Here is a 13467-nt window from a genome sequence, read left to right as displayed (position 1 = left end):
GGAGGCAGACGCCATGAATAAATCGGCATTTTACAAACTTAGTTACGGTCTTTATGTGGTCAGTTCCTGCAGCGGGAACAAACTGAATGGCCAGATTGCCAACACCGCTTTCCAGGTTACCTCGGAACCGGCGACGATCGGGGTTAGCATCAACAAGCTTAACCTGACCCATGATTTCATCCGGGAGAGCAAGAAATTTTCCGTCTCCATCCTGTCCACGGCGGCACCGATGGATTTTATCGGCCGTTTTGGTTTTAAGAGCGGCCGCGATATCAGCAAGTTTGAGGGGGTGCAATACCGGGCCGGAATAACCGGCGTTCCCATCGTCACGGAACACTGCGTGGCCATGCTGGAAGCGGAAGTGATCGCAGAATTCGATTGCGGCACGCACCGGATTTTTCTCGGCGAGGTGAAGGACTGCGACGTGCTAAACGATGCCGAACCGATGACCTACGCCTATTATCATGCCGTCAAGGGTGGCAAGGCGCCGAAAACAGCGCCGACCTACCAGGCGGAGGAACCAAAAACAAAATCGAAGGAGGTTAGCATGACCAAATATACATGTGACGTATGCGGATATGTTTACGACCCCGAGGCGGGAGATCCCGATGCGGGCATTAAACCGGGGATAAAATTTGAGGACCTGCCGGAAGACTGGGTATGCCCGGTCTGCGGCGCCGATAAGTCGAACTTTTCTGCCGATTAACCCCCATACCCGAGGCGAACACAACGAAACATGAAAATCCCCCTTTAACCCCCCTTTGGTAAAGGGGGGATGGGGGGATTTTCAGATTAAAGTGAATAATGAGCAATCTTCAAATTGCCTGTTACATTCTACCATTTAGGGAATTTATGAGAATAAATAGTGGTTGAAAGAAGCCCCCCCAATAGGTGATCGCCACTAAAATACTTGTAGAGATGAGACTTGCCTTAAAATTACGATTAGAGTCTAATAGCGAGGTGGTTAAATTAATTAAAAGTATCACTATGAATACCATTTGAGGTATTGCTTCCTTCATAATGGGTACCATTTGAGGTATTGCTTGAGGTATTGCTTCCTGCATAATTCCTCCTCATGATGAAATTGGTCGGGGCGGCAGTATTTCAACCTGCACAACCGTAATAACTGCTTCATTATACCATTTAATTAATAATGAGGGAAATCATTAAAAGGGCTACGTAAGCAGTGCTTAACCTTGGGATTGTTCGCCTTATTTTACCGAGATCAACTCTACCTCAAAGATAAGCGCAGCATTGGGTCCGATAAGATTACCGGCCCCTTTTTCTCCATAGGCAAGATCTGACGGTAAAAAAAGTTGCCATTTTGAGCCCACTTTCATTAACTGAAGGGCTTCCGTCCAGCCAGATATGACACCATTTACCGGGAAAGTTGCCGGTTCACCGCGTCGGTAAGAGCTGTCAAACTCCTTCCCATCAATAAGCGTGCCCCGATAATGAACGGTTACAGTATCTGTCGCCTTGGGGCTCTTGCCCTTCCCCTCAGTTATAATCTTGTACTGTAAACCGCTGGCAAGCGTTTTTACCCCTTCCTTTTTCTTATTCTCCGCGAAGAACGTTACGGCGTCCTCTTTGTTTTTTTCAGCCAATTTCTTCATAGCTTCAGCCTTTTTCTCAGCCAATTCCTTATTGAGCACAACCATAGTTTCGCGGATCTCATCATCGCTCAGTAACTGTTTACCACCGGCGAATGCATCCTTTATCCCCTTGAGGAAAATGTCTGGTTTAATCTCAATGGACTGCTGCTTAAAGCTATTCCCAATGTTCAGGCCCAGTGCATAGCTCAGCTTGTCTTCCTTATTCTTTAACTCGTCCTCCCCAAAAGCTAACGTTACCATAGCCAGAATAATCAAAAGCGCTGACAAAAATATTCGTGATCTCATAGTTACTCCTCATAGATAGACTAACGTGTGCGAAGGTTGAGGAAATATATGGTCGGGGCGGAGTGATTTGAACACTCGACATCCTGCTCCCAAAGCAGGCGCGCTACCGGGCTGCGCTACGCCCCGTCCTCATAATTTTTCCGTTTGCAACCATTCCTTGAGCTTGGCAAAAGCCTGCGCCCTGTGGCTGAGCCTGTTTTTCTCCCCTGGCGGCAATTGTGCTACCGTCACGCCCTGGTCGGGCAGGAAAAAAACGGGGTCATATCCGAAGCCGCCCTCTCCCAGGGGGAAATTGTGGATACGTCCTTGCCAATTGCCGGTAAAAGCCTCATGGTCTCCATCAGGGCGAGAAAAGACCAGCACACAATGAAAGGAGGCGCCTCTCTTTTCGGGCGGCACGCTCTTGAGCGCTTCCAGAAGCTTCTGGATATTTTGCGCATCATTTGCATCCGGGCCGGCGAAACGCGCCGAGTAGATACCCGGAGTGCCGTCCAGAGCATCAACCTCCAACCCTGAATCATCCGCCAACGCTATTTCCCCGGTAAACTCCGCCACCGTCCTGGCCTTTTGCAGGGCATTTTCCAGATAGGATTGGCCGTCTTCCCTGATCTCCGGAACATCGGGAAAATCGAGCAGGGAAAGAACTTCCACATCGAGGCCCGCCAGCATTTCCCTTATCTCCCTTACCTTGCCGCTATTCCTGGTGGCCAATACGACGCGCGTCAGTTTAGTTCCCCCAGAACATTTTTCTGCATCGAAGTCAGGGTACAAATCCCTTTCAAGGCCAGATCAGTCATAGCCAACAGTTGATCGCGGCGAAAGGGGATTCCCTCGGCCGTGCCCTGCACCTCGATAAAAAGGCCGCCTGACGTCGCGACAAAGTTCATGTCCACCTCCGCGTGGGAGTCCTCCTCATAATCGAGATCGAGCAGCGCTTCCCCGGCCACAATCCCCACGCTGACAGCGGAGAGATAGTCTTTCACCGGGGGATGATTCACCAGGCCCCGTTCCTGCAAATCACGAAAAAGATCCACGAGCGCCACAAAGGCGCCGGTTATAGAGGCCGTGCGCGTGCCTCCGTCCGCCTGGATGACGTCACAGTCAATATAGATCGTTCTTTCCCCAAACGCCTTCAGGTCGGTGATAGCCCGCAGGGAACGACCTATAAGTCGCTGAATCTCGTGCGTTCTCCCCCCTACCCGGCCCAGGGCGGCTTCACGGGGATTGCGATTCTGGGTGGCAGCCGGCAGCATGGAGTACTCGGCCGTCAACCAGCCCTGCCCGGAATTTTTTAGAAAGGCGGGCACCCTGTCCTCCATGGTTGCCGTACAGATTACCCTCGTATCCCCCATTCCCATGAGCACGGAACCCCGGGGGAATTTGAGATAGTGATTGGTGATGGTCAGATCGCGAAGCTCATCACATTTTCTGCCATTTAGACGCAAGGAATTACACCTCATTACTTATTAATTCCGGCCCCGATAAACGGGATAAGTCCCGCTGAGCGGGATAAGTTTGTTAACGAATTTGCTTGTCACAGCCAAGCAAATTCTAACTCTCTAATAAGTTTACGAAATAATTTCCTGCCGGAAAAACGCAGGAAATTATTTCTAACTTACTAATGACGGAGAAACTCTCTGATACTTTTGCTTAAGGCCAGCGTCACAGCCTTCTGCCCTTTTTCATCGGTAATTATCTTCTTGTCTTCCAGGTTGGTGGCAAAGCCGATTTCCACCGCCACTGCCGGCAGGGCTAATCCTTCCAGAACCGGAACCGGGGCATCCCTCAGACCCCGTTCTTTCCGGGGAAACAGATCCTGCAGATTGCGCATGATATTCTGCGCCAGAGCAACGCTCCCGTTAAGATGTTTGTTGCCCGCCATATCCTTGATAATTCCTGCGGCGCCATTCTTGCCGCCATTCTTGCCGACCGGAGCAGTATTAAAACCGGGGAAATAAACCTCATAACCGGCTGCTTTTTTGCCAAATCCGGCGTTTATATGGAGGCTGATCAGCATCCTGGCTCCGGCGGATTGCACCATCTTGATCCGCTCGGCCACCGGCACATCCCGATCAGCCGTCCTGGTCAGTTGCACCGTGATGTTCCCACTCGCCTGCAGTTCTTTCTGCAACGCCTGTGCAATCTTCAGGGTGATGTCTTTTTCATTCTGATCATCGGTCAATTTAACACCCTTATCGTCGCCTCCGTGAGCAGGGTCAATGACGACAACGTCCTTCACCGGGAGGCGTTCCGCCCCGAAAAGCGGCCAGGAAAACATAAGCCCCATCAGCAGAAGAAAGATTATATTTCCGCACTTCACAGACATGATCATTCCATCTCCCTTTTAACTATGAATAGCAAAGTTAGAGTCCGCGTCTCATACAGCAAATATTCATGGCCTGTCAATACAATATCCCTTCGGGCTCGTTTTACCAGCTAAAATTACGAAAGCAGGTTTTTACGACCTCGTAAAAAGTCTCTTTTATCCTTCGACAGGCTCAGGATGAGCGGCAGTATGCTATATAAGCTACGGTATTTACAGCAACTCCGTTCATGGTGAGCTTGTCGAACCATGAACGGAAGTATTATTTACAACTTTTTACGAGACCATCAGTTTTCACTTCCTCAGCCTTTCCACGGAGAGCACCTTGCTCAATTTTTTTATCTCTGCCACCACCTTGTCAAAATGCTTCAAGTCATTGACATCCAAGGTGAAATTACATACAGCCTGGTTGCTGGAGGTTGTGTCCACCTCGGCATGGCTGATATTGACGTCCAGGGCCGCGATAACCGCGCTGATTTCCGCCAGAACTCCCTTATAATCAATGGAAACGACCCTCATCTGAACGGGGTAAGTATGTTTCCCCTTCAGATCCCCCTTGATGTTCCACGCGACATCCACCAGCCGGTCAGTGTCCATGCTCCTGATAACGGGGCATTGTGCGGTATGGACGGTCACCCCCCGGCCCCGGGATATATAGCCGTAGATCTCATCTCCCGGGATGGGATCGCAGCATTTGGCAAACCGGACCATGACATCTTCAATGCCGGTCAGTGAGATCCCCGGTATGGTGGGGGGCGCGGTTTTCTTTTTCTTGACTTCCGCACCTGTTTTCTCTTTATCTACTGGCTCTTCGATTATGAACCGGTTGGCCACATATTTCGGCGATAACTTCCCATAACCAACAATCAGATAAAGATCTTCCGGCTCATTGAGGGTATGTTCCGTGAAGATTTTTTTCATTTCATCCGATTTTAGCAACTGATTAAACTTCAGATGTTGTTTCCGGAACTCCTTTTCCAGCAGTTCCTTACCTAGAGCCAGGCTTTTTTCTCTTTCTTCGGCCTTCACAAAGCCCCTGATCTTGGCGATGGCCTTGGAGGTAACGACGAATTTCAACCAGTCTTTGCTGGGTTTATGCCCGACCTGGGTTACGACCTCCACCGTATCCCCGTTCCGTAAGACATATTTGAGAGGCACGATATTCCTGTTCACCTTGGCCCCGATGCAGCGATTCCCCACATCCGTATGGACGCTATAGGCAAAATCAATGGGAGTGGCACCCTTGGGAAAGGACTTCACATCTCCCTTCGGTGTAAAGACGTACACCTCATCAGGAAAAAGGGCCATTTTCAGGTTCGACATGAACTCCCGCGGATTGGCCAGATCATGCTGGAAATCGAGCAGATCCCGCAGCTTCTTGATCTGCTCCTGATCAGCCGCCGGGTAAGCCCCTTTTTCCTTGTAACGCCAATGGGCCGCGATGCCCTCTTCCGCCCATTTATGCATCTCCTGCGTTCTGATCTGGACTTCCATTCGTTCGCCATAGGGGCCGATGACCGTCGTATGCAGAGAACGATAGTTGTTGGCCTTGGGCATGCCGATATAATCTTTGAAGCGAAAGGGAACCGGTTTCCAGAGGGCATGGACGATACTCAATACCTCATAACACGTCCGATCTGTGTCTGAATCCAGAATGATGCGGAAGGCGATCAGATCATATACTTCATCAAAATTGAGGTTCTGTTCCTTCATTTTCTGAAAGATGCTGAAGAAATGCTTCGCCCGACCCTCTACCTCCCCCTTAATGCCGAAATTTTCCAGTTCCTTGTGGATGAGGCTCTTCACTTCATTGGTGTATTGATCTCTTTTTTCCTGCGTCTTGGCAACCCTTTTAGCCAGGTCATTGTACGCCTCAAAATTAAGCCACCGGAAGGACATATCTTCCAACTCCGTCTTCATCCAGTTGATACCGAGCCGGTTGGCTAAGGGGGCATAAATCTCCAGCGTTTCCTGGGCGATAAACTGCTGTCGTTCCGGTGTCTGATATTCCAGGGTGCGCATATTGTGAATTCGGTCGGCCAGTTTGACCATCAGGATTCTGATATCTTCCGACATCGCAAGAATCATTTTGCGGAAATTTTCGGCCTGATGCTCTTCCTGACTGCGAAAGCTGATCTTGCTGAGTTTGGTCAAGCCATCTACGAGAAAAGCAACATCCTTGCCGAAAGCCTCTTCGATCTCGGCTGTAGTGGCCCAGGTATCCTCAACAGTGTCATGCAGCAAGCCCGTGACAATAGCGGCGCTATCCATTCTCATGTCCGTCAGCAGGCCGGCCACTTCCATGGGATGGGTCAGATAAGGCTCACCGCTCAGGCGCATCTGGCCCTGATGGACAGACGCGGAAAAGATGTAGGCCTTCTCGATCATTTCCAGCTCGGCCGCCGGCAGAAAGAGTTGCGCCTTATCCAGAATATCCGTGATTCGCAGCATAACATTCAGCTTTTACGCTTGATATAGTCCACAATATAATCCTGCGCCGCCGCGATCGTCATTACCAGCACCTCGCCGCTGCGTCTTTCCCTTATTTCCACCTGGCCTTCGGCCAGTCTTTTGGGGCCTATAGTCACCCGGAGCGGCAAACCGATGAGATCGGCATCCATGAACTTCACCCCGGCCCGCTCATCCCGGTCGTCCAAGAGTACTGCGATACCCCGGCTCTCAAGTTCGCTATACATACCTTCGGCCGCCGTCGCCAGGGCCTCATTGTTGACGTTAACCGGCGTAATAATCACCTGGTAAGGCGCCAGCGGCAGGGGCCAGACGATGCCCTGTTCGTCGTTATTCTGCTCGATACAGGCGGCAACCGTGCGCCCGATACCGATGCCGTAGAAGCCCATGATCATCGTTTGTTCCTGGCCCTGCGCATCCAGATAAACCGCCTTCATCGCCTTGCTGTACTTGGTCCCCAGTTTAAAGACGTGCCCGACTTCAATGCCCCGGGCCAGCCGCATTGGTTTTTGACAGCGCGGACAGCAGTCCGATTCTTTCACAAACCGCAAATCGGCAAAGGCCTTGACGGCGAAATCCCGACCGGTGTTGACGTTGAGCAGATGGTGATCTTCCCGGTTGGCGCCCATCACGAAATTGGTCATGTTCAGGACGGAATAATCGGCGATGATCTCGCTCTTTATGCCGACGGCCCCGGCAAAGCCTCGCGGAGCGCCCGTTACCAAGTTAATCAGGGCATCATCGGCCAATTCCAGGGTCGTGCAACCCAGGTAATTTTTTACCTTAATCTCATTGATCTCCTCGTCACCCCGGACCAGTACGGCAATGGGCGCCCCGTCGGCATTAAAGATCATTGTTTTTACAAGTTTTTCGGGGGGTAACTTAAGAAAATTACTAACCTCGACGATGGACTTGACATCGGGCGTCAACACCTCTTCCCGCGGCAGAAATGTTGCCGGGTCCGTGGTCTCTTGCGCCGGTCGTAGAGCCTCCGCCTTTTCCAGATTGGCGGCATAGTCGCAGGCGCTGCAAAATACCAGGCCATCCTCGCCCGAAGCGGCGATGACCATGAACTCATGGGAAAAGCTCCCGCCGATATTGCCGGAATCGGCCTCAACGGCGCGGAATTTGAGGCCGCACCGCTCGAAGATGCGCTGGTAGGCATCATACATCCTGCGGTAGGTAATATCCGTGCCTGCCTCATCGGCGTCAAAACTGTAGCCGTCCTTCATTACAAATTCCCGACACCGCATGACGCCGAAACGCGGCCTGATTTCGTCGCGGAACTTGGTCTGAATCTGGTAAAGATTCCTGGGCAGTTGACGATAGCTCTTAATTTCATGACGGACAAGATCGGTAATTACCTCTTCGTGCGTCGGACCGAGGCAGTAGTCCCGGTCATGACGGTCTTTAAAGCGCAGCAGTTCCTTCCCGTAATGATCCCACCGGCCCGATTCCTGCCACAGTTCCGCCGGCAGCACCACGGGCAGACAAACCTCCTGCGCGCCGGCCCGGTTCATCTCTTCCCGAACGATCTGCTCCACCTTGCGCACCACAATATATCCAAGGGGCAGGTAAGAATAAATACCGCTCGTCAATTTCCTGATCATTCCGGCCCGGATCATCAGTTGATGGCTGATCGTCTCCGCATCGGCAGGGATTTCCCGCACCGTGGGCAGAAACATCTCCGAATAACGCATGCAACCTCCTTAGTAAGTTAGAAATTGCTTCCCGACGGGAAACAATTTCGTTAACGCACTTATCCCGTTCATCGGGGTTATAAAATATTATTGATTTCTTCCAGCAATACCTTCACAAACTCTTCTTCTCTGATCTTCTTTATCTTTTTGCCTTTCTTGAAAAGAAAGCCGAAACCGCGCGCCCCGGCAATGCCGATGTCGGCCTCCGCGGCTTCCCCCGGTCCATTTACCACGCAACCCATGAGGGCAATCTTGACATAGGTCTTCGAACCGGCAAGACGATTTTCTACCTCTTCCGCCAGTTTCAGGACATCAATTTCACAGCGGCCGCAGGTGGGGCAGGCAATGATCTCCGGCCCTACTTTCCTGATGCCCAGAGCGCGCAGGATACCATAGGCTACCCGCATCTCGCTGACGGGATCACCCGTCACGGAAACCCGGATGGTATCGCCGATGCCCTCATGGAGAAGCAAACCAATGCCGAGGGAGGATTTAATGGCGGCGTTGACCAAGGTGCCTGCCTCCGTCACGCCCAGATGCAGCGGATAGGAACATTTTGCCGCGATGCCGCGATAGGCCTCAATCATCGTCACCACGTCGGAAGATTTCAGAGACAGCTTGAGCAATCGGTAATCCATATCCTCGATCAGGGCGACGTTCCGCAAAGCGCTCTCCACCAGGGCGGCCGACGTGGGCCCGCCATGCCGGGTCAATATATCCTTTTCGAGAGAACCGGAATTAATGCCGATACGAATTACCGTCCCTCTTTCTTTGGCCAAATTGACAATGGCCTTGATTCCCCTTTTACCGACATTGCCCGGATTAATGCGTACCCCCGGAACACCCTGGAGGATAGCCTCCAGCGCCAGCCGATAATCAAAATGAATATCCGCAATGAGCGGTATCAGGCTATTCTTTCTTATCTCCGCCAGGCCGGCGGCAGCTTCCATATCGGGAACCGCCACCCGGACCACCTCGCAACCAGCCGCAGCCAAGGCGCTGATCTGAGTCAGGGTGGCTCTAATATCACGGGTATCGGTACAGGTCATTGACTGCACGACTACCGGTGCCGCGCCGCCTATCTGCACGCCGCCCAGAATAACAGGCCGCGTATCCCTTCTGACGATTGTTGTTGGCAATTGAGCTCCTGAAAATCTATAAAATAACGCCTCGTTTTGTTTAAGATATAACATGAAGAAGGGAAATCAGGCAACGTGTAATTTGAGCCCACATTTTGTGACCAATATCTCATTGACATACATGTCCGTTGCTGCTTATAACCCCCATGCAAATAGGTATTATTGATCAAACGAAGTAATTGTCATTTTTCTAAACAATTTGGGAGGCCAGAATGGGCGGTTTATTTGGGGTTGTATCGCGGCAGGATTGTCCGAAGACGCTGTTTTATGGGACCGATTATCATTCACACCTGGGTACGGAAAACGGCGGACTCTCCATTTTTGGAGATCACGGGTTTTACAATACCATTCACAGCATCAGCCAGGCGCAATTCAAATCCCGCTTCGTTGAGGATTACAAAAGAATGTTCGGCTATCAGGGGATCGGCTCCATTGACGATGAATCGCCCCAACCCCTGATTGTGCGTTCCAAATTTGGCACCTTCGCGATTGCCGTAACCGGTTTGATCACCAACAAGGAACGGCTCACGAAAGAGCTGATGGACAAGGGAGCGTCCTTCAGCGTAATGACCGGTGGAGGGATCAATACCGTCGAGATGGTGGCCAAATTGATCAATCAGGGCGATTCCATTGTTGACGGCATCGTCAAGATGCAGGATGCCATTGAAGGGTCCATCTGTGCGCTGATCATGACCCCCGAAGGCGTCTATGCCGCTCGGGATAAATACGGTCGTTTCCCCCTTTCCATCGGCGAGAAAAGCATTGACGGGGCGACGGGATTTGCCGTCGCAACCGAGGTCAGCGCCTTTCCAAACCTCGGATACCATCTGGTAAAACATTTGGGACCGGGTGAAATCACGCTGCTATCCTTGTCAGGACTGAAAAACCTCAAAGGAGAAAACGCGGAGAAACGCGTCTGCGCCTTCCTTTGGATCTACACCGGCGATCCCTCATCGGTCTATGAGGGCGTTACCGTGGAAAACGCCCGGGAGCGCTGTGGCCGAGCCATGGCCCGTAACGATGACGTCCAGGCCGATTTTGTCACCGGGATTCCTGATTCCGGCGTCGGTCATGCCATCGGATACGCCATCGAATCGGGCATTCCTTACCGGCGGCCGCTCGTAAAATATACACCGGGTTATGGCCGGAGTTACACCCCGCCCTCCCAGGATATCCGGGATCTTGTGGCGACCATGAAACTAAACGCCATCCGGGGCGTCATCAAAGACAGCCGGATGATTGTCTGCGATGATTCCATCGTGCGCGGGACACAACTGAAGAATTTTACTGTCAAGAAGCTTATTGACAACGGCGCCCTGGAAATCCACATCCGTCCGGCCTGTCCGCCCCTGATGTTTCCCTGCACTTTTGCCTCTTCGACAAGGTCGAAAGCGGAACTGGCTTCCCGTCGGGCCATCCGGGCCATTGAGGGTGCAGACATCGAGAACATTGAGGAATATCTGGATCACCGCTCCGAGAAATACAGGAATATGCTTGAATGGATCCGTTGTGACCTCAATGTGACGTCTCTCAAATACCTGCACATTGAAGATATGATAGAAGCCATTGGCCTCAAGGAAGAGCAGCTCTGTCTCTGCTGCTGGCGGGGACGGTAAAAAACGCAATCGTTAAGCGATCTGTAGGGGCACGTTGCCACGTGCCCCTACAGTCATTGAGGCTGTTGAGCATGCAATAGGCAGCTATGCTTTTTGGCTAAGCACTTCGGTTTGGATAGAAAGGCGGTATCATTAATATGCGAGCTGTCGTGCAGAGAGTGGGTAGTGCAGCCATATTTGTTGGTAACAGGAAGATTTCTTCTATAGAAAAAGGGGCGTTGGTATTTCTCGGTGTTGAACGCGGCGATGATAACAAAGATGCTGATTATCTTCTGGATAAGGTAATAAACTTAAGGATATTTGATGACGAAATGGGTAAAATGAATCATTCGCTGCTGGATAAATCATATGCAATGCTTGTGGTTTCACAATTTACCCTCTTGGGGGACTGTCGTAAGGGAAGAAGACCATCGTTCGTATCTGCCGAAGATCCTGTAAAAGCCAATCTGCTTTACGAATACTTCATCTCCAAAGGACGGGAAAGAATCAATAATGTGTCCGGTGGGGAATTTCAGGCTATGATGAAAGTGGAACTCATAAATGATGGCCCGGTAACAATACTGTTGGACAGTAGAAAATCTTCACAAGGAGGATGATAGCGTCAAAGAATCCCGCTGCATTACAGGCAGAACAGAATCTTGCACAATTCTCGCCGAATATTCAAAAGAGATTTGAAAAAATCATTCTTATGATCATGCAGGAAAGCGGCGCTAATGCCTCCAGCCATGTTGAGGCAGGAAAGAACTCCGGGGCAGAAGGCGCCTTCAATTCTTTTTCACCTGCAATACAAAGGGAGATACAGGAGCTTGCCAAGGAGCTTGAGAGAGATCCGGCATTCATAAAAAGTAGCAGTGGCCGCTGAAAAAGGCATGACCCCAAAGCAGATCCATGCCATCACCAGCCGGGCGGCAAGGTTGGGCGGGATAAAAACGACGAAGCGGGGAGTTTATGTGCCGGTGTGATGGTTTTCTCAAGATATAAAAATATGAAAATTTTTATTGGTCAGGAAACCCATACCAATAAGCTATCCGGATAATTTATATGCTATCCAGATGCCGAGAATACCACCAACAGAGCTTCCCAGAAGTGAGATCATAAGGTCATCACTACCAAAGAGTGAGGGGATATACCCTCCGGCAATAGAACCGATAACCATCCCCAATATTATCATTTTTTTTCGTGACATCGCGGTTCACCATAATGGCAAGGTAAGAAAAAGAAACCCCAGAAGATTGTGGCGCCTATCGCAGAAATACTTTTACCAAAGTTGGCACAAAGAAAAGAACAGAAGCGATGATTATGCCCACACAGATCTTATTCACCCGAGCTTCATAGGCAAGGATTTTCTGATCCCAGTCGGAATGTTCTATAACATAGCAGAATTGCGTAACATAGTTGGGCATTGAAAAAGTTCTATAAGCTGGTCTTGGCGTTCTTATATGCCTTGAAAAAGTCGTTGCGATGGTAGTCATAATGCGCTCCTTTCAATACTATTATCGGCAATAAACCAATAATCTTTAATCTTTATATCGCTAGTGGTGATATTTGCGGACAACTGCGGAAACTATGCCGCCAATCTTTAGTTCCTGCTGAGGTCTGATAATGGGATATTTGGGATTGGCTGCTTCCAGAATTATCTGCTTACCCTGCTTCCGGAAGTATTTTATGGTCCATTCGCCATCAACCTCAGCAATAACGACGTCGCCTTCTTTCGGTTCCAGTCCTTTTTCAACGATGACCAAGTCCCCTTCCATGATGCCCTCGCCAATCATGGAATCACCGCTAACACGCAGCAAGAAAGATGCCTCCGGCCTGGTGACCAGGTATTCGTCCATGGAAATGACGTCGCAGAGGGCTTCTTCTTCGGGTGACGGAAAACCTGCTTGAACTGAACCTGCCATGGGCAGGCCGATAGAACTCCTTGAAAAGGTCAGATGGCCTTTGCTGTCTTTTTCAATTAAGTCGGCATTGATGAGCTTTTTGATCCAGAAGTCCACGACGCTCTTTGATTTTACGCCAAGCAGGGTGATCATTTCCCCATAGGAAGGCATACGCCTATTTTCCCTGAAGAAGGCAGCGATGGCTTGATGGACTGTTTTTATTGTGCGGTTACTATCCATGATTACAGCATATAGAACGATTGTTCTATTTGTCAAGAAGTTTTTTTGTGTTTTTTTGTGTCAAGAGCAAATAGAATTGTCCGGTTTTGTAGCACGTGATTTGTCCGCTTTTCTGTTCTTCAAGAGGGATCTATTTTGAGAACAGGAGGTGAGCGGCGGATGTTCGCTTTCCTCGCCAGTTATTCTTGTGCAGGAGTTA

13 protein-coding genes and 1 tRNA gene are annotated in these 13467 nt (G+C 50.4%); 4 read left to right on the top strand and 10 right to left on the bottom strand.

Annotated elements, in window-relative coordinates; translation table 11 throughout:
• Positions 1-13 precede the first annotated feature (13 nt).
• Positions 14-706 (top strand): flavin reductase, encoded by a 693-nt coding sequence (locus NT140_01775; GenBank protein ID MCX5830617.1) that lies wholly within the window; start codon positions 14-16, stop codon positions 704-706.
• Between the two features lie 121 nt (positions 707-827).
• Here the strand turns inward: NT140_01775 and NT140_01770 are convergent, their stop codons facing one another.
• The 9 genes from NT140_01770 to ispG form a co-directional block, all read right to left on the bottom strand.
• Entirely contained in the window at positions 828-1064 is a 237-nt protein-coding gene (locus tag NT140_01770) for a hypothetical protein (GenBank protein MCX5830616.1), read from the bottom strand.
• Positions 1065-1211: 147 nt separating this feature from the next.
• Positions 1212-1883: an FKBP-type peptidyl-prolyl cis-trans isomerase gene (locus NT140_01765; protein MCX5830615.1), complete on the bottom strand. Its 672-nt coding sequence runs from the start codon at positions 1881-1883 to the stop codon at positions 1212-1214.
• Positions 1884-1950: 67 nt separating this feature from the next.
• Positions 1951-2027, bottom strand: a tRNA-Pro gene (locus tag NT140_01760).
• A gap of 3 nt (positions 2028-2030) precedes the next feature.
• A complete protein-coding gene (locus tag NT140_01755) occupies positions 2031-2627 on the bottom strand; it encodes an XTP/dITP diphosphatase (protein ID MCX5830614.1) in 597 nt (198 codons plus the stop codon).
• Positions 2624-3346 (bottom strand): ribonuclease PH, encoded by a 723-nt coding sequence (gene rph, locus NT140_01750; protein ID MCX5830613.1) that lies wholly within the window; start codon positions 3344-3346, stop codon positions 2624-2626. Before rph ends, NT140_01755 begins: the two co-directional genes overlap by 4 nt.
• A 173-nt stretch (positions 3347-3519) precedes the next feature.
• Positions 3520-4233, bottom strand: a complete 714-nt coding sequence (locus NT140_01745) for an N-acetylmuramoyl-L-alanine amidase (GenBank protein MCX5830612.1) — start codon at positions 4231-4233, stop codon at positions 3520-3522.
• A 285-nt stretch (positions 4234-4518) separates the two neighbouring features.
• Positions 4519-6675 carry a bifunctional (p)ppGpp synthetase/guanosine-3',5'-bis(diphosphate) 3'-pyrophosphohydrolase gene (locus NT140_01740; GenBank protein MCX5830611.1) on the bottom strand — a complete coding sequence of 719 codons (2157 nt, stop codon included), beginning with the start codon at positions 6673-6675 and terminating at the stop codon, positions 4519-4521.
• A 5-nt stretch (positions 6676-6680) separates the two neighbouring features.
• Entirely contained in the window at positions 6681-8393 is a 1713-nt protein-coding gene (locus NT140_01735; GenBank protein ID MCX5830610.1) for a proline--tRNA ligase, read from the bottom strand.
• A gap of 77 nt (positions 8394-8470) precedes the next feature.
• Positions 8471-9520, bottom strand: coding sequence for a flavodoxin-dependent (E)-4-hydroxy-3-methylbut-2-enyl-diphosphate synthase (gene ispG / locus NT140_01730; GenBank protein MCX5830609.1), 1050 nt, complete (start codon positions 9518-9520; stop codon positions 8471-8473).
• Between the two features lie 224 nt (positions 9521-9744).
• Between ispG and NT140_01725 the strand changes: the two genes are divergently transcribed.
• The 3 genes from NT140_01725 (at position 9745) to NT140_01715 (ending at position 12010) form a co-directional block, all read left to right on the top strand.
• Positions 9745-11148 (top strand): amidophosphoribosyltransferase, encoded by a 1404-nt coding sequence (locus NT140_01725; protein ID MCX5830608.1) that lies wholly within the window; start codon positions 9745-9747, stop codon positions 11146-11148.
• 137 nt (positions 11149-11285) lie between these two features.
• On the top strand, positions 11286-11744 hold the full coding sequence (gene dtd / locus NT140_01720) for a D-aminoacyl-tRNA deacylase (protein ID MCX5830607.1): 459 nt from the start codon (positions 11286-11288) through the stop codon (positions 11742-11744).
• Positions 11741-12010, top strand: a complete 270-nt coding sequence (locus NT140_01715) for a hypothetical protein (GenBank protein MCX5830606.1) — start codon at positions 11741-11743, stop codon at positions 12008-12010. Before dtd ends, NT140_01715 begins: the two co-directional genes overlap by 4 nt.
• Positions 12011-12680: 670 nt before the next feature.
• Here the strand turns inward: NT140_01715 and lexA are convergent.
• Complete coding sequence (gene lexA, locus NT140_01710) at positions 12681-13268, bottom strand: transcriptional repressor LexA (protein ID MCX5830605.1); 588 nt, start codon at positions 13266-13268, stop codon at positions 12681-12683.
• Positions 13269-13467: the final 199 nt, after the last annotated feature.

The organism is Deltaproteobacteria bacterium, from assembly GCA_026388415.1.
Taxonomy (GTDB): domain Bacteria; phylum Desulfobacterota; class Syntrophia; order Syntrophales; family JACQWR01; genus JAPLJV01.
Note: the sequence above shows the minus strand (reverse complement) of the source record. Positions and strands in the feature narration are given on the sequence as shown.

Bases quoted from the DNA above. Each gene is read 5' to 3' on its own strand.
- NT140_01725 (MCX5830608.1), top strand. From the start codon at position 9,745: ATGGGCGGTTTATTTGGGGTTGTATCGCGGCAGGATTGTCCGAAGACG.
- NT140_01740 (MCX5830611.1), bottom strand. From the start codon at position 6,675: ATGCTGCGAATCACGGATATTCTGGATAAGGCGCAACTCTTTCTGCCG.
- NT140_01745 (MCX5830612.1), bottom strand. From the start codon at position 4,233: ATGATCATGTCTGTGAAGTGCGGAAATATAATCTTTCTTCTGCTGATG.
- NT140_01735 (MCX5830610.1), bottom strand. From the start codon at position 8,393: ATGCGTTATTCGGAGATGTTTCTGCCCACGGTGCGGGAAATCCCTGCC.
- lexA (MCX5830605.1), bottom strand. From the start codon at position 13,268: ATGGATAGTAACCGCACAATAAAAACAGTCCATCAAGCCATCGCTGCC.
- dtd (MCX5830607.1), top strand. From the start codon at position 11,286: ATGCGAGCTGTCGTGCAGAGAGTGGGTAGTGCAGCCATATTTGTTGGT.
- NT140_01715 (MCX5830606.1), top strand. From the start codon at position 11,741: ATGATAGCGTCAAAGAATCCCGCTGCATTACAGGCAGAACAGAATCTT.
- NT140_01770 (MCX5830616.1), bottom strand. From the start codon at position 1,064: ATGCAGGAAGCAATACCTCAAGCAATACCTCAAATGGTACCCATTATG.
- NT140_01775 (MCX5830617.1), top strand. From the start codon at position 14: ATGAATAAATCGGCATTTTACAAACTTAGTTACGGTCTTTATGTGGTC.